This is a genomic window from Veillonella montpellierensis DSM 17217, from assembly GCF_000426745.1.
Taxonomy (GTDB): domain Bacteria; phylum Bacillota; class Negativicutes; order Veillonellales; family Veillonellaceae; genus Veillonella; species Veillonella montpellierensis.
Window position 1 is genome coordinate 107,320 of sequence record NZ_AUFY01000007.1, and the last position, 22,822, is coordinate 130,141.

The following is a 22,822-nucleotide window of genomic DNA, read 5'->3' on the forward strand; positions in this document are numbered from 1 at the left end:
TGGGATACAGATATCGGTACCATCTATAGAAAATCTATGGATGAGTACGGATAGAAGTACCCTTAGTTCCTTATGTCTAATTTAGGCGTCTTAGACTTTTTAGGTCGGTACTTCTATAGGTACCGGCCTTTATTTGTTTCCTATGCCCCTCTGCAAGAACCAGGCAGAAAGGGTAGGAACACTATGAAGATTAAGATGCGTTACGAGAATGCATACCAGACCATTGAAGTTGAAACAACGGAGCTTGAAGAATGGTTGAACATCTCTATCTCAGAAGATGAAAGTGAAGAGGATTACGAAAAGAGAATCCAAGAAGAAATTGAAGTTCAATTCAATAGACCCGACTACAACAGTTGGCATAAGTTTGACCGTCATAGAGGGAATAGTAATGCACAACTTAATGATGATGCTGATAGCTTGGATGTTTCTGAACCTTTGATGGATGAAGTTATTGATTCTAGGATTTTTTGCAAAGAATCTATTGAGCGTGAAAATCAGTGGGAGTATGAATCTGTTTGTAAAAAAATTCGTGAAGTCTTAAAGCCTGATATAGCAGATATGGTTATTGCTATTGTACTTGACGGACAAACTGTGGGTGAATATGCAGCCTCTATCAAGGATAGTGCTAATAATGTCAGTCATCGATATAGACGTGCTCTCAATACATTAAAAAAAGTTTTTTCAAAAACGTCCTTTTGACCCTTTTCCCAAGGCTACTAAGTAGGAGGGAAAAGACCCTCCAATCATTTGATTTGATTAAGGAGGTAATTCGAATGGAATTACAAGTATTTAACAATGCTGAGTTTGGCTCTGTAAGAACCGCAACGGTAAATGGTGAGGTTATGTTTGTCGGTAAGGATGTGGCAGCTATCCTCGGGTACCAAAACGGTAGTCGAGATATTAACCGTCATGTTGCAGTAGAGAATCGACTCAAGACCATGATTTTTGATGGTAATCAGAATAAGGACACAACTCTTATTAACGAATCGGGACTTTACAGTCTTATCCTGTCCAGTAAGATGCCGAATGCTAGAAAGTTTAAGCACTGGGTAACGGCAGAAGTTCTTCCGTCTATCCGCAAGCATGGTATGTATGCTATTGATGAGATTTTGGAAAATCCAGACTTTGCCATCGCGGCTTTTACCCGGCTTAAGGAAGAACGGGAGAAACGAAAACAGTTTGAATGCTTAAGTTTAGCTCAGCAACAACAAATAGCGGAAATGCAACCAAAAGCAAGTTACTATGATTTGATTTTGCAGAATACGAATACTGTACCGATTACACAAATTGCAAAAGATTATGGAATGAGCGGTCAAAGATTCAATGCGTTACTTCATGCTCTCGGTGTTCAGTATAAGTTTAGAAAGACCTGGCTTTTATATCAGCATTATGCAACGTGTGGCTATACGCAGTCCAGAACCTATGCTATCGATGAGAACAGAAGTGTGATGCATACCTATTGGACGCAAAAGGGTAGATTGTTCCTATATGACCTTCTTAAGAGTGAAAATATTTATCCGCTAATCGAACGGGAGGACTAGGCTATATGAGCATTGATAAGTTTAACTCTGAGGGTTATTACGACCCGACCACCTATGAGGCACTTACCAATATTTATCGTGAGGAAACGGTAGCTGATAAAAAGGCTGCCTACCTTCCCTTGGTATATGTATGTAGCCCCTATGCAGGTGACGTGGAAAACAATGTAGCTAATGCTAAGAAATATAGTCGTTTTACAATGGATAGTCATGCCATTCCTGTAACGCCACATCTTTTGTACCCACAATTTATGGATGATGCCAATGACTCAGAACGAGAACTAGCCATGCACTTTAACTATGTACTTCTTGGTAAATGTACAGAGCTTTGGGTCTTTGGTGGTATTGTAAGCCGGGGTATGGCTCATGAGATTGGTCTTGCCAGGAAGCGGAGAATGAAGACCAGATGGTTTGACCATGCCATGACGGAGGTAGAGGCATATGCTTGATTTTACACTTTATACAGCAGACTGTACCGGTAACAGTGGGAATTGTCTGTATCCTAATAAGATGTGTATTACAGATAAAGACTCTTTTAGCAAGGCTACGAAAATGGATCATGTGACGGCCAAGTATAAAGGTTACTACCGCAGTAAAGACAATTTTGAAGAGTCGGATTGTATTCCCTTTGATTGTGATAATGACCATTCGGAGAACCCGGAAGAATGGCTGACGCCTTTTGATATCGCATTATCGATTCCGGAAGTCGCCTTTGCAGCCTCCTATAGCAGACATCATAACTTGGCGAAGGGAGATAAAGTCGCAAGACCTAGGTTTCATGTATTCTTCCCTATTTCAAAGGTGACTGATGAAGAAACGTATGCAGCCTTGAAACGAAAGGTTGCCCAGGTTTTTCCGTATTACGATACCAACGCTTTAGATTCCGCCAGGTTTCTCTATGGCAATGATTCTAACAATGTAGAAATCTATGAAGGCAACAAGACAATTATTGAATATCTGGAAGAAGATGAGTTTGCAGATTTTGATGCGGCTACAGAAGAAATCAAAGAAGGCAGCCGTAACAGTACCATGAGCCATATTGCAGGGAGAATTATTAAGCGGTTTGGCAATACAGCTGAGGCTTATCAGTTGTTTCTTAAAAAAGCTGAACATTGTAATCCGCCATTGCCGGATAGTGAACTTCAAGTTATCTGGCGCAGTGCATCCAAGTTCGGTGATAAGGTCAGCTTGCAGGAAGGATATATTCCGCCCGAACGGTACAATTCCGGATGCAGGTTAAAGCCCGAAGATTTTTCTGATGTAGGGCAGGCACTGGTTTTGGCTAATGAATATAAAGATATTCTTCGCTATTCTCCGTCCACGGACTATATGGTCTATAACGGGAGCTTTTGGGAAGAATCGAAACCGAAGGCACAAGGTGTTTCACAAAATTTGACGGAACGACAGCTGCAAGAGGCTGAAACCGAAATGCAGAAAGCCATGGAGGAGATGGTTAAGAATGGCGGTATGGAGATTTTAGTGTCGGTCGGTGCGAAAAAGGCGGCTCAAATGATGAGTAAACCGCAGGTTCATGCCTATGACATGTATGAAGATGCGGTAGCGTATAAGAAGTATGCCATCAAGCGAAGGGATTCCAAGAATATCGCAGCTACCTTAAAAGAGGCACGGCCGATGCTGGAAGTAGAGCAACGTACTCTGGATGCCGATGAGTTTCTGTTAAATACACCCACTTATACCTATGACCTTCGCCGGGGCATCCATGCTCCCCTGGAACATAAGCCGGAGCATTTTATTACGAAACAGACAACGGTTGATCCGTCAGAGGTTGGGGCTGATATCTGGAAGGCGGCACTGGATACATTCTTCTTAGGTGATGAAGATCTCATCGAGTATGTGCAGAAAATGGTCGGATTATCCGCTATCGGTAAAGTCTATGTGGAAGCCCTTATTATTGCCTACGGAGAAGGACGAAACGGTAAGTCGACTTTCTGGAACGTGATAGCCAGAGTCCTAGGTACCTATTCGGGAAACATCTCCGCCGATATGCTGACCGTAGGATGCCGGAGAAATGTCAAACCGGAACTGGCAGAGGCTAAGGGAAAACGGATGCTGATTGCGGCGGAACTTGAAGAAGGTATGCGTCTTAATACCGCCAATGTAAAACAGCTTTGTTCGACTGATGAAATCTATGCCGAGAAGAAGTATAAAGATCCTTTCTCCTATACGCCGACTCATACACTGGTACTGTATACAAATCATCTGCCAAAGGTAGGCGCCATTGACAAAGGGACATGGCGAAGACTTATCGTTATTCCTTTCGATGCCAAGATAGAAGGCAGTGCGGATATTAAGAATTATGCGGATTATCTGTTTGAGCAGGCAGGTGGGGTCATTCTTGCCTGGGTCATTGAGGGAGCAAGAAAGGTGATTACGGACAACTACAGAATAGAACCGCCACAGAAGGTGCATGATGCCATTGAGCATTATAAGGAAAATAATGACTGGCTTTCAAATTTTATAGCTGAGCGTTGCGAAGTAGATGCAAAATATTTTGAGAAATCCGGTGACGTATATAACGAGTATCGTATTTTCTGTAATCAGATGGGTGAGTATGCAAGAAGTACATCCGATTTTTATACCGCCTTGGAAGTAGCTGGTTATGACAGGTTTCGAGACAGAAAAGGCAGATACATCAAGGGGTTAAAATTGAAAGCTGACTTTATAGAAGAAACGTAATAACTATAGGTGTGTCACTTTATGACAGCTATTTACTATCCTTTTCTATAGAGCTAAAAAATAAGTCTATATATAAGTATAGGAAATGACAGTCGTAGGGTGGCACCACCCTTAATAAATTACTGATGGAGGTGGCACGAATGCGTGAAAAAGACATAGAACAAAAGCTTGTACAGACTGTAAAACTGGCAGGCGGTATGTGCCTTAAATTTACATCTCCCGGGTTTGATGGCGTGCCTGACAGATTGGTACTTCTTCCCTTGGGGAGAATGGCTTTTATTGAACTTAAAGCTCCCGGGCGGAAACCGAGAGCCTTACAGAAACGAAGAATCAAGCAACTGACAATGTTAGGTTTTTCTTGTTATGTAGTGGATAATCGGGAGATGATTGGAGGTGTCATTGATGCAATACAAGCCTCATGAGTACCAGCAATATGCTACGAACTTTGTACTCAAGCATCCTGTGGCGGCAGTATTCCTTGATTGCGGTATGGGGAAGAGCGTCATAGCCCTGACAGCTATCTACGATTTGATGTTTAACTCATTCGATGTGAGTAAGGTTTTGGTTATTGCTCCATTACGGGTTGCCAGAGATACATGGCCCAGTGAAATTAATAAGTGGAATCACTTGAAAGGGCTAACCTATTCGGTTGTAGTAGGGAGTGAAACGGAAAGAAAAGAAGCACTCAGAAGAAAGGCAGATATCTATATTACTAACCGTGAAAATGTGGAATGGCTGGTGAGTAAGAGTGGATTTCCTTTTGACTTCGATATGGTTGTCATTGATGAATTATCGTCATTCAAGTCAGCATCGGCGAAACGATTCAAGAGCCTTTTGAAAGTCAGATCTAAGGTTAAACGGATTGTTGGCTTGACGGGAACACCCGGCAGTAACGGACTCATGGATTTATGGGCAGAGTTCAGACTGCTTGACAGGGGAGAACGGTTGGGACGATATATTACCCATTATAGAAATGCCTTCTTTGTGCCGGATAAACGAAATCAGCAGATGATATTCTCCTATAAGCCACGCCCTGGTGCGGAGGATGCCATCTACCGTCTGATAGCGGATATGACCATTTCCATGAAATCAGTGGACTTTCTTAACTTACCGCCATGCATGATGAACGAAGTGGAGGTCACCCTTTCCGATAGGGAACGTGCGGTGTATGATGCCTTTAGAAAGGAAATGGTGGTGGCGTTAGGTGACGAAGAAATTAATGCAGCCAATGCGGCTACGCTTTCGGGAAAACTCTTGCAGATGGCTAACGGTGCTGTCTACAGTGAGGATAAAACAGCCGTACATATTCATGATCGTAAGCTGGATGCGCTTGAAGATATTATCGAAGGTGCTAACGGCAAACCTGTACTGGTAGCCTATTGGTATCATCATGATTTGGAGCGAATACGGAAGAGGTTTCATGTTCGTGAAATAAAAACCTCAAAGGATATCAGGGATTGGAATGAGGGTACTGTTCCTGTGGCCGTGATTCATCCTGCCGGTGCAGGTCACGGCTTAAATCTACAAAGCGGCGGTTCTACACTGGTATGGTTTGGACTTACCTGGTCCTTGGAACTCTATCAGCAGACCAATGCGAGATTATGGCGACAAGGGCAGAGGGATACTGTTGTTATTCATCATATTATTGTCAAAGATACGATTGATGAAGATGTCATGCGGGTGTTACGGATGAAAGCGAAAACACAAGACGATTTGATTCAGGCCGTTAAAGCAAGAATCGGTGGAGGTCATGATGGAGTCTAAGGAATTCTTGAATCGGCCCTATGTTTTGCAACGAAATATTAGCATCAAAGAGCAAAAGGTCTTGTATTATAAAGAGCTTGCCTGTTCTGTATCGCCCCCGGGATTTAAAGAACATTATGCGGCTTCACGCAATACGGAAGCACCCTTTGTAAAGTATCTGCAAAAAGCGGAAGACCTGGAGCATGAAATTAAAGCTGATTATCTGGAGCTGGCAAGAGTAAAAGCAGAAATCGACAGTGCCATTGATGTTATTCAGGATGAGAGTGAGGCTATGGTTCTTCGATATCGCTATATTATGCTGCTATCTATGAAGGAGATTGCCGAGAAACTGCATTATACACCCCGGTGGACACAAATGATTCATGTGAGAGCGGTTACGCATTTTGAAACACTTCACCCCAGTTCACCCTAGTTCACCCCACTTCATCTAGAATTCGCAGCCTGGGGTGTGATAGTATTAGGCTAGAAAAATAGACAAAAGCAAAAAGCCTTCACAGGAGTAATCCTATGAGGGCTTTTATTGTAGCAAGAAGGAGGAAGAGATGCCGAGAAAACCAAGGCGTCCCTGTGCTTATCCGGGGTGTGCGAGATTGGCAGAAGAAAATAGTACGTACTGTGATGAACATAAGAAAGTCATGGATAAACAGTATCAGACCTATGAGCGTCCTACCGATATTAACAAAAAGTACGGTAGAGCATGGAAACGAATTCGTGACCGTTATGTTAAAGCTCACCCATTATGTGAGATGTGCCTTCAACATGGCAAGGCAGTCCCTGTAGAGGAAGTCCATCATATTGTACCACTGTCAAAAGGAGGAACGCATAGTACAGATAACTTGATGTCCTTGTGCCAGTCATGTCACACAAAAATTCATCTTGAGATGGGAGATAGATAAGATGGATGACGGTCGGGGGCGGTCGCATCTCTAAAATGGTTTTATGTGGACAACGGCGTGGGGTCTTACGTATAAAAACGGCGAAATCAAAAGGGCAATTGAAGGAGGTGTGCAAAATACCTACAAAATCAAATAATATTGGAGGCCGTGGAGGAGCCAGACCGGGTGCCGGACGAAAGAAGTCGGCTGTTAAAGATAAAGCAAACAATGGGAATCCGGGAGGTAGGAAATTAGAGGTCTTGGATATTCCCGAGGTGGAAGGTGTGGATATGCCGAAACCGCATGATTTTTTATCGGCTGAGCAGCGTGATGGTTCACAGCTGCAGGCATCGGAAATTTATGAGGAAACATGGCGGTGGCTCAAGAAAATTGGCTGTGCATCTAAAGTATCGACACAATTGATTGAACGATACGCCATGTGTTCCGCACGTTGGATTCAGTGTGAGCAGATGACTAATAAATTGGGATTTCTGTCCAAACATCCAACGACACAAAAGCCGATACCATCATCGTTTATTAATATTGGTATTAACTATATGAACCAGGCGGTACGGCTTTGGAATGAAATATTCCAAATTGTAAAAGAAAACTGCAGTACCGATTATGATACAGCACCGCAGGATGATTTGATGGAACGACTTTTAAGAGCCAGGGAAGGAAGGTAATAATGAGTAAGACGACAACAAAAATGCAGCTGGTATCGGTTTCTAAGCTTATCCCTTATATCAATAATGCCAGAACTCACTCTGCAGAACAAATTATGAAACTTCGTTCCAGTTTACGAGAGTTTGGTTTCATCAACCCTGTGATTATCGACAGCGAATATAACGTCATTGCCGGACACGGCAGAATTATGGCTGCAAAAGAAGAAGGCATCAAAGAAGTTCCGTGTGCCTTTGTTGACTATTTAACGGAAGCACAGAAAAAAGCTTACATTTTGGCAGATAATAGAATGGCCATGGATGCAGGATGGGATGAAGAATTGCTGCGCATTGAAATTGAGTCACTTCAAGGGGAAGGTTTTGATATTGGATTCACGGGTTTTGATGAGAGTGAGCTTGCTGATTTGTTTGGCAAGGATGATACATCTGACGTGAAAGACGATGACTACGATTTATCTGCAGCCCTTGAAAAAGCAGCCTTTGTGGAAAAAGGCGATATCTGGACAGTGGGAAGGCATAGGCTTATGTGCGGGGATGCAACTGTAAGTGAAGATGTTGTGGCACTGATGGACGGTAAGAAAGCGAACCTTGTGATTACGGATCCGCCCTACAATGTAGCCTTTGAAAGTTCGGACGGACTGTCCATCAAGAATGACAAGATGGATACCGACAAATTTTATGAGTTTTTACTTTCCGCTTTTACGAATATGGCCAATCATCTGGAACATGGCGGTTCGGCATATGTGTTCCATGCGGATACGGAAGGCTTGAATTTCAGACGGGCTTTCATTGATGCAGGTTTTCGTTTAAGCGGCTGTTGTATTTGGGTGAAAAATTCACTGGTATTAGGTAGAAGTGATTATCAGTGGCAGCATGAGCCTGTCCTTTATGGTTTCTTACCTGGTAAGCATTACTGGAGCAAGGCTGCAGGCAGAAGTCAGACTACTATTTGGAACTTTGATAAACCAAAGAAAAATAAAAATCATCCAACTTCAAAGCCGCTGGATTTACTTGCTTATCCTATAGGAAACTCCAGTCGTGAAAATGCCATTGTTATAGATACATTTGGTGGAAGCGGTTCTACGCTGATGGCTTGTGAGAAAACGAATCGAATCTGCTGTACGATGGAACTTGATGAAAAATATGCCTCTGTTATTCTTCGTAGATATGTGGAAGATACAGGGGATAAAGAGAATGTATTCACGATTCGAAACGGAGAAAAATGTACTTACTCCGACCTCGTCAAAGAGGTGGAGGATATGTATGAAAAATAATACCGGACTAACCCTCGGAAGCTTGTTTGATGGCTCCGGGGGTTTTCCTTTAGGCGGATTACTTGCCGGTATTACTCCGATATGGAGTTCGGAAATTGAACCTTTCACGATTCGGGTTACTACCAAACGACTACCGCAGGTTAAGCATTACGGGGATATTTCTAAGATGAACGGCGCCGACATAGAACCCGTGGATATTATTACGTTTGGCAGTCCCTGTCAGGATCTGAGTGTTGCAGGGAAACGTGACGGTCTTGGCGGTGCCAGATCCGGTTTATTTTACGAAGCCGTTCGCATCATAAAAGAAATGAGGTATAAAACCAATGGTCACTCCCCAAGATTTATCGTCTGGGAAAATGTCCCGGGAGCATTCAGCTCCAATAAAGGAGAGGACTTCAGAGCTGTCCTCGAAGAGGTTTGTAAAATTAAAGACAAATCAGTGTCTGTGCCTAAACCTGATAAGTGGAAGTCGGCAGGCAAAATCCTGGGAGATGGTTACTCCGTTGCCTGGCGACAATTTGATGCTCAATTTTGGGGAGTTCCCCAGAGAAGAAAACGTATCTACCTTGTCGCAGATTTTGCAGATTGGTGTGCCGGAAAAATATTATTTGAGTCAGAAGGCGTGTCTGGGTATTCTGAAAAGAGCTTCCCTACGTGGAAAAATACTTCCCGCACTTTTGGAAAAGGCACTGAAGATGCAGGCTGCGGTCTGATGTTTGAAAATCACGGACAAGATGCCAGGTATAGGGGACCTTTGACTGTATCGCAGACCGTCTTATCTACCTATGGAACAGGGGGAAATAATCAGCCTTTTATCGTAGAAGATATAAAAAGCTTTGATGTGCGATTCACTTCTGAAGGTTCGAGAAACGCAAGACATAACGTATATGAAACAGAAAACTTTGCTCAATACCCTTGATAGAATCGATTTGCAGTTGAAGCGGCTGGATGAGTGTGAAAGTAGTGGTATGTGGGAATGTGCCGCATATTTTCTTTCTGATAGCCAAGAAACAGCAGAAATGGCAGCAGGAACTTATAAAGCTCTTATGAAAGGCTCAAAATCTGGTGTAGAAACTTCTGCTATTAACTATTGGGGACGTCAAAACAAAGCTAAGTTACCATTTTTGAGAGAGTACATTACAAACTTTCTTCATCCTATATTTGCTTATACAACTGAGCAGGGATACTTGCCTGTTACTGCATCTTCTCTTTTGAGCAGTAACGAATTGGCTATTCAGATGGGGCTACCGAGAAAATCTGTATGCGGTTTTCCTGTAATTGAGCACGCAGATTTTGGAAAAGAAGTTGTTTCTTATGGCAAGAGAGTAAATCAACGTGAACTGTGTCTCGGAAATATCTTCACTATGGGAACAGAAACTAATACTCCTGTAAATCTTGATATAAACTCTCTGACAATGCACACTTTTGTTACAGGGTCTACTGGCTCTGGTAAAAGTAATACCGTGTACGAGATTTTGAATCAAATCCATAATATCTATGGAATCCCGTTCCTTGTTGTGGAACCAGCAAAGGGTGAATATAAGAATATGTTCGGACAATTTGCAGACGTGTCTGTATATGGTACAAACCCTAAAAAAACTTCATTACTGAAAATCAATCCATTCAGTTTTCCAGATGATGTTCACATATTGGAACATATGGATAGACTTGTAGAAATTTTTAATGTGTGTTGGCCCATGTATGCTGCAATGCCTGCTATTTTGAAAGATGCTATCGAACGTGCTTATGTAGCTGCAGGTTGGAATTTGGTTTCTTCGGAAAACAAAAACGGACATAAGTTCCCGAATTTCGCAGATATACTTGAGAAAATTGAAGCAGTTATCAATGAATCTAAGTATTCCACTGACAGTAAGGGCGATTATTCTGGTGCTCTTTTAACTCGTGTTCGTTCTTTGACAACAGGACTGAATAATCTTATCTTCTGCAACGATGAAATATCTAACGAAGACTTGTTTGACAAAAGTGTGATTGTTGATTTGAGTCGTGTTGGATCTACAGAAACTAAATCTCTCATTATGGGATTGCTCATAATGAAGCTCAATGAATACCGGATGTCTTCTGGAAAGATCAACAGCTCCTTGTCACATATTACAGTTTTGGAAGAAGCACATAATCTGCTGAAGCGTACATCGACTGAACAAACCTCGGAGGGGTCCAATCTTCTCGGTAAGTCTGTAGAGTTGCTTGCCAACTCAATAGCAGAGATGCGTACTTATGGTGAGGGCTTTGTTATTGCAGACCAGTCTCCTGGCTTATTGGATATGTCTGTCATTAGAAATACTAATACCAAGATCGTTCTACGTCTACCAGACCGTAGCGACCGTGAATTAGTCGGATATGCCGCAGGACTTGATGATGAACAGATTGATGAGTTGTCAAAGCTGAGACGTGGTGTTGCTGCAGTTTACCAAAATGATTGGGCTGAGCCTATTCTTGTTCAGGTAAATAAGTGTGAACTTGATGAAAAAAACTATGACTTTTTAGTTACTGTATTGGGAACGGAAAAAAACAACATTCGTGAGCAGTTGGTAAATCTATTACTTCAGGGCAGAGTTCGTGAGAAACTTGATTATTCTATTTTGGATATTGAAAAGGGACTTGGAACACTTGCTCTTTCTACTGATAACACAGAATTTGTCGAAGAACAAATCGCAGAGTATAAAGAGAATAAGTCCCTTAAATTATGGTCTGATGAAAAATTCTGTTGCTTATCCAGACGATTGACCGACATTCTTGGTGTAAGAACTAAGGTAGAAAATTGTGTTCTCACGGCAGCTGATGATGACGAGTTAACAAATATGCTCAGAAAAATTGCACTGCAGATTTCACCAGAAGCATCTAAAGCAAAAATTATTGCGTTGAGTCAATGCTTTATGAAAGATATGAGTACTCAGCAGGACGAGAGCGAGATTAGACAGAAGCTCTATCTAAAATGGGTGAACTATATCAAAGAAAGGGGTGTAAGATAATGATCGACAATTTCAAGGATGTTACTGAAACACTCCAAAACCGTTTTGCTGAATCTCCGATTGGAAAGCAGCTTGCGGGGATGAACTTTGATAATATTGACAACACTGATGATAGTTCGTTGGCAGCTTATGTGAGCGATATTCCTGATGAACTTTGTGATGATAACGGTAAGCAATATCATACTGAGGATAGAGGATTGATTCCCAATAACACCTATGTGTTGAATGAGGTAAGCTACAAGACAGATGATAACGGAGATGTCTACAGTATTGATGGCAAGCTCCAACCTAATACCACTTACGAGCTGAATGGGAATGTCTATACAACTGATGAAAATGGAAGAATTATCAGTTGCGAAGCAAAGCCTGTGCGTAGTCCAGAGAATCCTCGTGATAATGAAGCTCAACGACAGGCTGGAGGCGAAAACCGCCGTCCGAATGACCAAGGAGGCCATATCGTTGGTCGTGATATGAATGGAGATGGTGGCATTGGAAATCTCGTTGCTATGGATTCTAAAATCAACCAAAGCGACTACAAACGTATGGAAAACGATATTAAATCTGCTTTGGATGAAGGAAAAGAAGTAACGACAAAGACTGAAATGACGTATAGCGGTGATTCTGCGAGACCTGATAAAATCACCACAATCGTTACGAATGATGGTAAAGATACCGTGTATAAGTTTGATAACAATTTGGATGGTTCTCTTAGAGATGAAGTTCCAGAAAACGGCAAAGAAACTGTTCAAGACCGATTGGATGAAACCGATGGTGAGATTTCTTCTATCAAGGAAGAATATGACGAAACTGGCAATCTGGTCGAAACAACGGTTTACATCACATACAAAGATGAAACTGGAACCAACTATCGAACCAGCGTTATTATCGAAAATCAGTAAGGAGGCGAAAAGTAATGACAGAATTAGAACTTTTTGTGGCAAAACAGATAAAGACACTCGTGCCGAGCTACGATATAGTGGAATTGAATGCGACAGTAAGTGCATCCAGTTTTTCTGTGGAGTTTTTCGTAACTGCTAATGGCAAGAAAATGCAGTGCTTTGAAATGATTGATGAAGGTATTTTTACCGAGAAGAATTTCAATGCTGCATCTAAGGCTATTGCAAATTATTTTAGAGGATTGCCTGACTTTAACGCAAACGGCATCAATAAATATTCAGTGGTACTGAAATAGAAATGGTTAATTGTATAATGAACTTGAGGGTTATAGGATAAAACGTGTTGCAAATTTAATCCCATGAATTGTTAAAATAATAATCATAATTATGCAAATTACTCCATACAATGGCATCTCCCCATGTTGGAATCGAGTTGTCTAACCTGGACTGTACAATCATGGTATTATATATATCAGAGATACTTTTATTGGTCGGCATAACCTTAAGTATTTCTTTGAATGAAAGCGGGTTCGGTGAGTGCATATAGCACCACCAGAACACCGCTTTTATTTTTCTTTCGATTGACATACCACGATGATTTCGTAGCATAGTACGTAATTGTGCATTAATTCCACACTCAATTCGATTATTTGCAGTAGGGCATTCAAAGCATAAAGATTCATCTAAATATGTAATGCCTGTTTATTGATTAATTTGATTAAGGAATTTTCTGCCTTTATTAAGCGTTCATGTTTAGATCGTATCGTACCATATTCATCTATGGTTGTTTCAGCTAGAAATATTTTATGTCGAATCTTCCAAACCATTACATTTTGAATCCATACTCGAGCCTGATCTTGTGTTTTTATTGTTAATAAAGTTTTGATTAATTGTAATATGAAATTGAATGCTAAAATAGATTGTGAGTTTAAGCGTTTTTGTAAGGCTACCCACTAAAAATTTATTGCAAAGTGTGTTTATATAGTGTCAGGCATTTATAAGTGGTATAGTGAAGTTGTAACAGTTCTCTCTCATTCGTTACACTATGAATAAGAGAGGTGTCAGTTACACATTTTACAACAAACTAATTTTATGAGGCTATTGTATGCAAATGCTCACGATAAATATGCTCAAGCTCAAGTTATAGTCTATTATTCAGCATTAAGAATATAATAATAAACACTATGATGGGATGGAAGAAAATTATGTAGAAGGTGGACTAGCTAATGCATTGATTGCAGCTGGAGGACCAACATTAGAAGACACAAAAATGGGTATGAACTATACGCTAAATAAAAGTCTTAATAGCTTTACGAAATAATTATCTATTTGGTAATTGGTAAACTAACCTTGAAAAGATGGGACAAGGAGCAGACAGAGATTTAAAAAAGAATATCAAAGACATGATTCATCACGACTCATAATGAAGAGACCGACTTTAGAATGATATCCGATATTTCTGATGGTCAACTTTTATTTCTATTAAATGCTATGTCCAAAATGAAAAATACAGAAATGGGGTTTTGCATTGTAGAAGTGCATAATGGCTCAGCTCTTTTACTGATGGGGGTGGTAATTTTGAATTTATATCTAAATTTTCAAGAAAATGACAAGAGTAAACTATTTGCCAATGAAGAATTTGGTTACTAGCAAGTGACAGTTGAAAGACCGCTTAGACAAAAAGTGAGTGTAAATAAAGAGATAATCTCAAAGTTTGAAGAAATCGTAAAAAAACTTGGAGTTCTTGAAGGTAAATTTGATAAAAAGAAAGTGAAAGAATTTGCTGACCTTGGAGCAAAAAACATCAAGTGGTCAAAAATCAATTGTCAGATAAAGATAAGATGATAAGCTATCTAGAAATATTAAAAGACTTACAAAGGGATGAAGACTATCTATCTTATACAATCCATGGTAAGCGATACATCAAAATCGAATGGAGCGTGAAAGAAGTGAACATCAAAGAAGAATTATTGGCATTGCAGGATAGTTCATATGCTGATTTTCAGGCGAAATTGGTCCCAAATATTCCGAGAAACCTATTTATAGGGGTTAGAGTTCCAGAGGCTAGAAAGCTTGCTAAAAGAATTGTAGAGGATCCAGAAACATCAAAATTTCTTAAGGATTTACCCCATAAATATTATGATGAAAATATGCTTCACGGACTCCTTATTTCTGAAATGAAAGACTATGATGCCTGTATTAAGGCGGTCGATGAATTTCTGCCTTATGTAGATAATTGGGCTGTTTGCGATAGTATGTCTCCTAAGATATTCAAGAAGAATACAACAGCACTGTTGGAAAAAATTAAAGAATGGTCTAAATCGGAAAAGGAATATACTATCCGCTTTGGGATTGAGATGTTAATGTCTTACTTTCTTGATGATGACTTTAAACCTACCTATTTGGAAATACCTCGGTTGGTTAAAAGTGAGGAATATTATGTTCAGATGATGATTGCCTGGTTTTTTGCAACGGCCTTGGCGAAAGAGTGGGATGCGACTATACAATATTTTGAAGAACAGCGCTTAGATACATGGATTCATAATAAGGCAATACAGAAAGCACGTGAAAGTAAGCGCATTACAACGAAACAAAAAGAATATATAAAGTCACTTAAACGATGACGAATTCCCGTTGATAGGAAGCTTTGACTTGCATCTATTAGCGCATATTTTGTGACTTTCGCCATACTAGGCCTATTATAACTCACTTTTGCAGTATGCGGACCATTTAGCCTTACACATGCCGAAATTGTTGTGTGTTAAGAAAATAGAAAATTTAAGTCGTGATAGTCAAGCCCGATGAACCATGGGAAAGTGAAATAGAGAAATAATATTATATATGATATTGTTAGCCAAAGAAGACAGTCAGTATGTACCGTATCAAAATGAACGTATGAAACATATACATAGCGTTGATCCTTTGCGATGTAGTTTCGAACGTGGTTACAAGAAGCTCGGAATATGAAATCAGATTTAAAAATATGTTATAGATAGATGTATGGGGGAAGTGGTGTTATAACTATGGAAATATATTTTACCAGTGATTTACATTTAGGGCATCGAGGTGTTATACAATTTCAAAATAGGCCCTTTCAGGATGTGGAATCGATGAATCGAGAAATCATTCACAATTTTAATTCGGTAGTGCATGCAAATGACATGTTATACATATTGGGTGATGTGACCCATCGCATACCAGAATCAGAGGCGAATGTGTTAATTGGGAAAATAAAAGGTCGTAAAATTTTGATTCGTGGTAATCATGATGTGGAGTATGATGCGAGCTTGTTTGAAGATATTTGTGATTATCGAGAATTGAATCATGAAAAATTAAAATATGTCCTTATGCATTATCCTTTGATGGAATGGAATCGGAGTCGTCATAATAGTAGCATTCATTTACATGGACATATTCATTCTGACGGACGATATAATGAGGAAAATCGTGCAAACGGTATACTTCGGTATGATGTAGGCGTAGATGCAAATCATTATTATCCAGTATCGCTTAGATACATTCAGCAGTATTTTAGAGATGCCATTCGCATACGTAAAACAGGTGGCGTTTAGTATTAGGTAGGTTAGAGGTAGGATATGTATTGATACTTTCTTAGAGGCCATCAACGATATGCACGTAGCTATACTAGGGTGGCACAAACAGTATCCTCTGTTATCCATCCTATGAATCGATAGAAAATCCTTACTACATCCATATTACGGGTCTGTGTCACAAATGTTTGACTACTACAGAAAAATCGCATAAAAATAGTATGAATACAATTGAAAATCATTAGATGATTACGATATAATAATAAAATAGATATTTTAAAATTGAAATTATCTAATACAGATATGTATTGTAAATAAACAACAGATAGTAGTATGGAGGTTGTATGAAATCGAGTCAAATTTTCTTGGAATGTGAACGGTTTTTAAAACGGGCATTAAAGGATAAAGGACGGTATAGCAAAGGGGCGGTAATTGCCTTCTTGATTACAGGGAGTATTGGGGTCAGTGTGCCTACCATGGTACAAGCGGTCATTCCACCTTCATTGCTAGGATTGGCGTTTGAACAAGCTGGACTGGCACCTGGCGCCACATATGGCGATACAACGAAGAAAAAGACAGAAACCATATTGAGTAAGACGCCAGCCGAATTAAAGCTTACGCTAGGACAATTGTATGCTCTATTCTATCATGAGCCATTAGCAACGAAAACGACATATTTTTCAGGTAGTAATGCACAAGGTGAGTTAGCAGTCAATCGAGGATACGTTACCTATCAGGAAAGTAATATTACTGGTGGTGAGGATACGATTATACGAGGAGCTGGGGCGATTGCATTAGGGGGGAACTCTAAAGCAATTGGTGTTGGAGCTATTGCACTAGGTCAATACGCAGATTCAGCGTCTAAAGCAATAGGTTGGGATAATCAACTTCGTAAGTTTGTGTATGCACCAGATACGCATGATAATGTTGCCATTGGGTTTAAATCTACCTCTAAATCTAATTTTTCCGTAGCCCTAGGGGCCCGCTCTGGCGCGAATGAAGACGGTAGTAATGCAATCGGATTTAATACACAGGCAACGGGAAAATCCTCCTTGGCAATTGGCTATAACACCTTTGCCAATACCAAGTTTGGACCACGTAACAACTTGATTTCGACAATCGAAGGAATGAGTAGTCGTTTAAACGCGAATACTCTTGATACTTTTTCTAAATTATCTGCAGAACAAGAAAACAAGAGACAACTTGAACACGATTTATTTACTGCTACACAGAAGGGTGATACGAAGAAAGTAGAACAATTAACAGGCGCCATTAACGTATCGAATGCAAGAATCGGCTCCTACCAACAAGCATTGGTATATTCGCCAGACTATGCGGCTCTAGTAGGCGATGCAAATTCTGCTGCAGGTGAACAGGGCGGCGATCATATATTAGCAAAGGCCTTACGAGAACAGGGCGGTGTATCCAAATTATTGGATAAAAAACTCAATCAAGCCTATGTGGCAGACTCTACACACAATGCATTAAATTTAGACGTGGCGAAAGATATCATACAAAATCCGAATGTGGCAGATAATTTTATTGAAAATGTGGCGAAAGAGGGCGACAATGCCATCGCCGTTGGTAACTACACATCGGCCAGTGGGAATGCCAGTGTTGCACAGGGTGTAGGTGCCTTTACCAAAGGTGATGCTAGCATTGCCTTAGGATCTCTTGCGCATACTACGGAAAAAGCGGCTCAATCGGTGGCGATTGGTACAGGGGCGCAAGCGTTCAATAAAAACTCCCTTGCGTTAGGCACATTGTCTAGTACGTATGGAAAGAATAATATCGCTGTAGGTAACCGAGCGGCGGTGTTAGGAGATAACTCCTCCGGTATTGGTGTAGACACGCTCGTATTATCTGAAAATAGCGTAGCCTTAGGTAATAAAAGTAGAGTAGAGCAAAATGCGAATCGTTCCATCGCTATCGGCGATAGTTCAAACGTAGAAGAAGGCGCAGAAGATAGTGTTTCGTTGGGAAGTACGGCGCGAGTAGGCACTGGTGCGAAACGATCGATAGCGATTGGTGCTCAATCACAAACCTTGGCACAGGGCAGTGTTGGTATCGGTACCAATGTACAAGTGGATCAGAATTCGTTTCACACTGTTGCTATGGGGAATGGTATTACAACGCATTCTAAAAATTCCGTTGCCATTGGTCAATACTCCACGATTGGTTCTGCTTCAGAAAATGCGATTACCATCGGTAATACGTCGCATGTACAAGGGAAAGATTCAATTGCCATCGGAACGAAATCGAAAGCTTATGGCGAGGATAACGTGGTCATGGGGAACGGTGCAAGTTCTGGTAGCGTAGCTAATGGGGCGTATCAGATGGTGGACCGTGCCGTTGTAATTGGTAAAGGGGCCCATGCAGATCACGATAATAATGTGGTCCTTGGCTATGGGTCGACCGATTATTACCGTGGATTAGCACCTAAATTGAAAGTGGGCGTTGACCCTTATGATCCTACACTAGAACCTAAAAATTTATATGAATACGATGCACATGGCGCCGTCATATTAGAGGAACAAGATGGCATTAAGGTGCCAGCGTACTTACCAAAAGGCTCAAGACTTAATGACAAGTTAAAAGAATTAAATGATTTAAATCGTGGCATTGTATCTGTTGGTGGCGAAGAAGTTACCAGTGATGTAGATGGGGTTAAACGAACAATACATACCCTTCGCCGCATTACGAATGTAGCTCCTGGTGCGTTAGATAATGATGTGGTTACCGTAGCACAATTGCGCGATTGGAAGTCTTACGATGCTCATTTCTTGTCGGTGGATAATAATCGCAAGGAAAACGGCGGTAAAAACAAGACCGATGAAAATACGAAGATGAAGGCGGGCTACGCAGAAAATGGCATAGATATTGAAGACCGCTCTTCTAACTATAATAATGATCAAGCAAGTGGCAAGTGGGCAATGGCATTAGGTCCTTTTGCAAAAGCGATAGGAGAAACGGCTGTTGGCGTAGGTTATGGCGCAGGTGCATATGGTAATGATAGCATTAGCATTGGTAGCGCTTCATATACGGGCAATGCGAACGCGGTGGCAATCGGCACGCAGGCAAGAACAGCTAAAATCGCAAAAGAAGCTGTATCCATTGGATATCGTAGTAATGCGTTACATGAGGGCGCTGTTGCTGTTGGTCGTTTTGCTACGGCTAATAGTGGTAGTTCCGTTGCTGTTGGTAGTAATGCTGTTGCTAAGAGTGGTAGTTCCATTGCCATTGGAGATAAAGCGGTAGCACAAGCAGATGTAGACGATAAGGCCACCACTTGGAATGGCACATGGTCAGGCAATAATGCGGTGGCAATTGGCGTAGGGGCGAATGCAAAACGAGATCAAGATGTGGCAATCGGTAAAAGCGCAACGGCCAAAGGGGGCGATGCGATAGCATTCGGATCTGGTGCGAAGACATTGGGAGAAAACTCTATTGCCATTGGATCTAATGCACAGGTAGAAGACAATAGGACGAACCCAAGTGATCTAACAATTCGTGCTAATAGTATTGCTATCGGACGATATGCCTATACGAATCAAAAAGAAGCTATCGCCATGGGTACTCATACAAAAGTTAATGCGAAAGAAAGTGTCGCTATCGGTAAAGGTGTAGAAATAAAAAATGGCGCCACTCATAGTGTTGCTATCGGTCAAGGCGTTATGATTAAAGATGATGCTAGCTATGGCACAGCCATTGGTCAAGGCAGTACGATTAATAATAGCCAGGGAACGGCTATTGGTAAAGGTGCAACGGTATCTACTAACGATGGGGTTGCGCTTGGTTCAGGCACCATAGCTAGTACTGCCGCAGGTGTACGTGCATGGAATCCAGCAACGAATCGAGGCAATAATTATCAAGGAATAACAAATGGCGCCGCAGCAATTTCTGGATTGGGCGCCGTATCCGTGGGCAATGGAAATCATACACGACAGATTACGAATGTAGCTGGCGGCACGCAAGATACGGATGCGGTAAATGTAGCACAGGTAAAAGCGATTAATTTGAAAATTGCTGGTAATACTACGGATACTAAGAAAGCGGATGTACGATTATATGATCAAACACTAACCGTGAAAGGTGATGGCACATATATCACTACAAAGGCAGAAAATAATACGATTTCTGTAGGTTTGACACAAGCTACGATCAATAAAATTAATGCAGCAGCGAATCCAGTACATTTCTTAGCAACAAATGGAAGTGATGGAACTAATCAGGTAGTTCATGGTATAGCAACTAGCTCGAACTATCATAATGAAGGCGCTGTAGGAAGTAATTCTGTGGCGATTGGTGGTTACGCACGAAGCGTAGGCAATAATACGGTTGCTATTGGTTATCAAGCTGGTACGGGAGCTATGAATTCTGTCGCTATTGGCAATAATTCCTATGCCAGTGGTGCTAGTTCGATTGCCATCGGTGATGGTACATCAGTAGGAATCAATGGTGGGGTTGCTCTTGGAAGTCAATCGGTAGCAAATACGAATAAAGGTGTTGTAGGATGGGATCCTGCAAAAGGCAGAACAAATACCTATAGTCCTGTCACAGCTGGCGGTATTGCCTCTACTTCTGGACTAGGCGCTGTATCGGTAGGCGCGAAAGGTAAAACACGTCAAATTACGAATGTATCTGCCGGCACAGAAGATACAGATGCAGTGAACGTAGCTCAATTGAAAGGACTAAACCTTAAAATTGAAGGGGATGGAAAAACTTCCGGTGATTTACTAGTTCATAAAGATGCGTTAAAAATAACAGGACAATCTGGTTATGTTGTAACTAGTGCTGATGGTAATACCCTTTCTGTAGGGTTAACAGATACTGTGAAAAATACACTTAGCAATGTATTTACACCGAATTTCAAAGGCGATAATAATGGCGTAGTTACGCCAACTAAAACAAGTCCACAAGTGGCACTCGTAGGCAGTGCGGTTAATGAAAAATGGGGATCTGGTGCTGGTCGATTTGAAACAAATAATATTGGCACCTTTGCAAGAGATGATGCGTCTCATGGTAAACAAATATTACTTGGACTCAAATCAGATTTAAAATCTAGAAGCTTTAACACCTATAAATATAATGGTGATATTGCAACTGATGAGGCAGGTCCATCGATTTCGTATGCCAACATTAATATGAATAATAAGCCGATTACGAATTTGGCTGCCGGTCAAAAGGATGGCGATGCAGTTAATAAATCGCAGCTAGATGCTATTACATGGAATTTGGGGGCTAAGAACGTTGTTAGCGGTACTATCAAAAATGTCGTTCCAAACACAACAAATAAACGTGTTGACCTTGTAGGGGCTGATGGTGTTTCTGTTACTGCTGAGGATAGCACAGTAACAATTAGTGGAAAAGAAATCATGAAAGCCTTTCCTGTAGTGTATACGGATGTTAGTGGTAATCGTGTGTATAAACATACAGATGGCAAATTTTATACAAATGAACATCCACAGACTGGGGTAGATAAACCAGTTACTGATGTACGGACACGCCTTGTAGATGGAGCGGGAAGTACCACATCGTCTACGGTAACAGCCCCTACATTATCTAATGTAGGATCTAGTATTAATAAAGTGCCTGCACCTGGTGGCGGTGAGGCTACTTATACGAAAAAACTAGAAGCGGCGGAAAAAACATCTCCAACAGGTGCGGTCAATGTATATGATTTGAACATGACTGTCAAGGATTTAAAAGAACACTTAGGATGGAAAGTTACGTCCGATGTGGATGGTGGCACACGTGTTACAGGTACACAGGCTACTGTTGAGAGTGTTACTAATGATAATACGGTAACGTTTAAAGCCGGTAAAAATCTTGCTATTAAGCAAGATGGAAAGAACTTTACTTATAGTTTGCATGATGAAGTTACAGGTTTATCAAAGGTAGAAGTTAAACAAGGAGATACTACGACTACGACTACGATTACGCCAGGTCAAGTTAATGCGGCTGGTGTAGTTGTAGGTAAGCAATCTGTTACCCCTAGTGCCGATGGCACCACACCAGCACAGGGAGCAAAGGAAACCACTGGTAACTTTGTCACAGGATTAGATAACAAAGACTGGAATGTAACAAGTCCAACCTTTGTATCAGGTCGTGCCGCCACAGAAGATCAGTTGAAAACGATATCTGATGAAATCGCGAAGAAATCTAGTACAGACTATCGACTTGTGGCAAATCCGAATAACAATACAGATGGTAGCTATGCAGTAAATGATGACAATACAGTTAAGTTGATTGTAAAAAATCCTGCCGATACGGATGCATCGCATGAACAAACGGTAACCATAGCAGGGGTAGCAAAAGCTTCGGATGTAACTACCATAAAAGGACAAGTGGCACATACCATTGCTCTTGGTGCCGATAGCAATCAGAGTACAACGGCACAATCGCTAAAAGATGGGAATGTTAAGTTCAACATCAAAGGCAATGATAAATACATCACCACTTCGGCGCAAGGCACTGATGTCACCTTGAAATTCAATGACAGTGCCTTGGCAAAACAAGCCGATCAATGGGGTCTTGCGGTTAAAAACGGAAAG

At 41.1% G+C, this 22,822-nt stretch carries 18 protein-coding genes and 2 pseudogenes; 19 read left to right on the top strand and 1 reads right to left on the bottom strand.

Annotated features, from left to right (window positions below):
• The first annotated feature begins 183 nt into the window (after positions 1-183).
• From K357_RS0103675 to K357_RS0103740, 14 genes are all read left to right on the top strand, one after another.
• Positions 184-699 (top strand): hypothetical protein, encoded by a 516-nt coding sequence (locus K357_RS0103675; protein ID WP_028257509.1) that lies wholly within the window; start codon positions 184-186, stop codon positions 697-699.
• 74 nt (positions 700-773) lie between these two features.
• Positions 774-1,541 carry a phage antirepressor gene (locus tag K357_RS0103680; RefSeq protein WP_028257510.1) on the top strand — a complete coding sequence of 256 codons (768 nt, stop codon included), beginning with the start codon at positions 774-776 and terminating at the stop codon, positions 1,539-1,541.
• A 5-nt stretch (positions 1,542-1,546) separates the two neighbouring features.
• On the top strand, positions 1,547-1,987 hold the full coding sequence (locus tag K357_RS0103685) for a DUF7768 domain-containing protein (RefSeq protein WP_028257511.1): 441 nt from the start codon (positions 1,547-1,549) through the stop codon (positions 1,985-1,987).
• Positions 1,980-4,235 carry a phage/plasmid primase, P4 family gene (locus K357_RS0103690; RefSeq protein ID WP_028257512.1) on the top strand — a complete coding sequence of 752 codons (2,256 nt, stop codon included), beginning with the start codon at positions 1,980-1,982 and terminating at the stop codon, positions 4,233-4,235. Before K357_RS0103685 ends, K357_RS0103690 begins: the two co-directional genes overlap by 8 nt.
• Positions 4,236-4,375: 140 nt before the next feature.
• Positions 4,376-4,657 carry a VRR-NUC domain-containing protein gene (locus K357_RS0103695; protein ID WP_028257513.1) on the top strand — a complete coding sequence of 94 codons (282 nt, stop codon included), beginning with the start codon at positions 4,376-4,378 and terminating at the stop codon, positions 4,655-4,657.
• A complete protein-coding gene (locus K357_RS08730) occupies positions 4,638-5,999 on the top strand; it encodes an SNF2-related protein (protein ID WP_038113510.1) in 1,362 nt (453 codons plus the stop codon). The genes K357_RS0103695 and K357_RS08730 overlap by 20 nt, the downstream gene beginning before the upstream one ends.
• Complete coding sequence (locus tag K357_RS0103705) at positions 5,989-6,411, top strand: RNA polymerase sigma factor sigma-70 region 4 domain-containing protein (protein ID WP_028257514.1); 423 nt, start codon at positions 5,989-5,991, stop codon at positions 6,409-6,411. Before K357_RS08730 ends, K357_RS0103705 begins: the two co-directional genes overlap by 11 nt.
• 130 nt (positions 6,412-6,541) lie before the next feature.
• On the top strand, positions 6,542-6,895 hold the full coding sequence (locus tag K357_RS0103710; protein ID WP_028257515.1) for an HNH endonuclease: 354 nt from the start codon (positions 6,542-6,544) through the stop codon (positions 6,893-6,895).
• 5 nt (positions 6,896-6,900) lie between these two features.
• Positions 6,901-7,560: a terminase gene (locus tag K357_RS0103715; protein ID WP_244869371.1), complete on the top strand. Its 660-nt coding sequence runs from the start codon at positions 6,901-6,903 to the stop codon at positions 7,558-7,560.
• Between the two features lie 2 nt (positions 7,561-7,562).
• Positions 7,563-8,831: a site-specific DNA-methyltransferase gene (locus tag K357_RS0103720; RefSeq protein WP_028257517.1), complete on the top strand. Its 1,269-nt coding sequence runs from the start codon at positions 7,563-7,565 to the stop codon at positions 8,829-8,831.
• The gene (locus K357_RS08735) at positions 8,821-9,750 is read left to right on the top strand and encodes a DNA cytosine methyltransferase (protein ID WP_211218939.1); all 930 of its coding nucleotides are present in this window, start codon (positions 8,821-8,823) and stop codon (positions 9,748-9,750) included. The genes K357_RS0103720 and K357_RS08735 overlap by 11 nt, the downstream gene beginning before the upstream one ends.
• Positions 9,719-11,821, top strand: coding sequence for an ATP-binding protein (locus tag K357_RS08740; RefSeq protein WP_211218940.1), 2,103 nt, complete (start codon positions 9,719-9,721; stop codon positions 11,819-11,821). Before K357_RS08735 ends, K357_RS08740 begins: the two co-directional genes overlap by 32 nt.
• Positions 11,821-12,720: a DNA/RNA non-specific endonuclease gene (locus K357_RS09340; RefSeq protein WP_051212058.1), complete on the top strand. Its 900-nt coding sequence runs from the start codon at positions 11,821-11,823 to the stop codon at positions 12,718-12,720. Before K357_RS08740 ends, K357_RS09340 begins: the two co-directional genes overlap by 1 nt.
• 14 nt (positions 12,721-12,734) lie before the next feature.
• Positions 12,735-13,013, top strand: coding sequence for a hypothetical protein (locus K357_RS0103740; protein WP_028257518.1), 279 nt, complete (start codon positions 12,735-12,737; stop codon positions 13,011-13,013).
• Positions 13,014-13,068: 55 nt separating this feature from the next.
• Here K357_RS0103740 and K357_RS08750 read toward each other — a convergent pair.
• A pseudogene (locus K357_RS08750) lies at positions 13,069-13,607 on the bottom strand (IS256 family transposase); the annotation flags it as partial.
• Between the two features lie 302 nt (positions 13,608-13,909).
• On the opposite strand from K357_RS08750, the gene K357_RS10030 reads away from it, so the two are divergent.
• The 5 genes and pseudogenes from K357_RS10030 to K357_RS08755 form a co-directional block, all read left to right on the top strand.
• Entirely contained in the window at positions 13,910-14,038 is a 129-nt protein-coding gene (locus K357_RS10030; protein WP_280451325.1) for a hypothetical protein, read from the top strand.
• A gap of 332 nt (positions 14,039-14,370) precedes the next feature.
• Positions 14,371-14,562, top strand: coding sequence for a hypothetical protein (locus K357_RS0103760; RefSeq protein ID WP_028257520.1), 192 nt, complete (start codon positions 14,371-14,373; stop codon positions 14,560-14,562).
• Positions 14,559-15,341, top strand: coding sequence for a DNA alkylation repair protein (locus K357_RS0103765; protein ID WP_211218941.1), 783 nt, complete (start codon positions 14,559-14,561; stop codon positions 15,339-15,341). The genes K357_RS0103760 and K357_RS0103765 overlap by 4 nt, the downstream gene beginning before the upstream one ends.
• Positions 15,342-15,740: 399 nt before the next feature.
• On the top strand, positions 15,741-16,289 hold the full coding sequence (locus tag K357_RS0103770; RefSeq protein WP_028257522.1) for a metallophosphoesterase family protein: 549 nt from the start codon (positions 15,741-15,743) through the stop codon (positions 16,287-16,289).
• Between the two features lie 323 nt (positions 16,290-16,612).
• Positions 16,613-22,822, top strand: a pseudogene (locus K357_RS08755) (hypothetical protein); the annotation flags it as partial.

Coding starts and splice junctions, on each gene's coding strand:
- K357_RS0103765 (WP_211218941.1), top strand. CDS start 14,559: ATGATAAGCTATCTAGAAATATTAAAAGACTTACAAAGGGATGAAGAC.
- K357_RS0103695 (WP_028257513.1), top strand. CDS start 4,376: ATGCGTGAAAAAGACATAGAACAAAAGCTTGTACAGACTGTAAAACTG.
- K357_RS10030 (WP_280451325.1), top strand. CDS start 13,910: ATGGAAGAAAATTATGTAGAAGGTGGACTAGCTAATGCATTGATTGCA.
- K357_RS09340 (WP_051212058.1), top strand. CDS start 11,821: ATGATCGACAATTTCAAGGATGTTACTGAAACACTCCAAAACCGTTTT.
- K357_RS0103690 (WP_028257512.1), top strand. CDS start 1,980: ATGCTTGATTTTACACTTTATACAGCAGACTGTACCGGTAACAGTGGG.
- K357_RS0103770 (WP_028257522.1), top strand. CDS start 15,741: ATGGAAATATATTTTACCAGTGATTTACATTTAGGGCATCGAGGTGTT.
- K357_RS0103680 (WP_028257510.1), top strand. CDS start 774: ATGGAATTACAAGTATTTAACAATGCTGAGTTTGGCTCTGTAAGAACC.
- K357_RS0103740 (WP_028257518.1), top strand. CDS start 12,735: ATGACAGAATTAGAACTTTTTGTGGCAAAACAGATAAAGACACTCGTG.
- K357_RS0103710 (WP_028257515.1), top strand. CDS start 6,542: ATGCCGAGAAAACCAAGGCGTCCCTGTGCTTATCCGGGGTGTGCGAGA.
- K357_RS0103715 (WP_244869371.1), top strand. CDS start 6,901: ATGACGGTCGGGGGCGGTCGCATCTCTAAAATGGTTTTATGTGGACAA.
- K357_RS0103705 (WP_028257514.1), top strand. CDS start 5,989: ATGGAGTCTAAGGAATTCTTGAATCGGCCCTATGTTTTGCAACGAAAT.
- K357_RS0103685 (WP_028257511.1), top strand. CDS start 1,547: ATGAGCATTGATAAGTTTAACTCTGAGGGTTATTACGACCCGACCACC.
- K357_RS08735 (WP_211218939.1), top strand. CDS start 8,821: ATGAAAAATAATACCGGACTAACCCTCGGAAGCTTGTTTGATGGCTCC.
- K357_RS0103675 (WP_028257509.1), top strand. CDS start 184: ATGAAGATTAAGATGCGTTACGAGAATGCATACCAGACCATTGAAGTT.
- K357_RS0103720 (WP_028257517.1), top strand. CDS start 7,563: ATGAGTAAGACGACAACAAAAATGCAGCTGGTATCGGTTTCTAAGCTT.
- K357_RS08740 (WP_211218940.1), top strand. CDS start 9,719: ATGAAACAGAAAACTTTGCTCAATACCCTTGATAGAATCGATTTGCAG.
- K357_RS08730 (WP_038113510.1), top strand. CDS start 4,638: ATGCAATACAAGCCTCATGAGTACCAGCAATATGCTACGAACTTTGTA.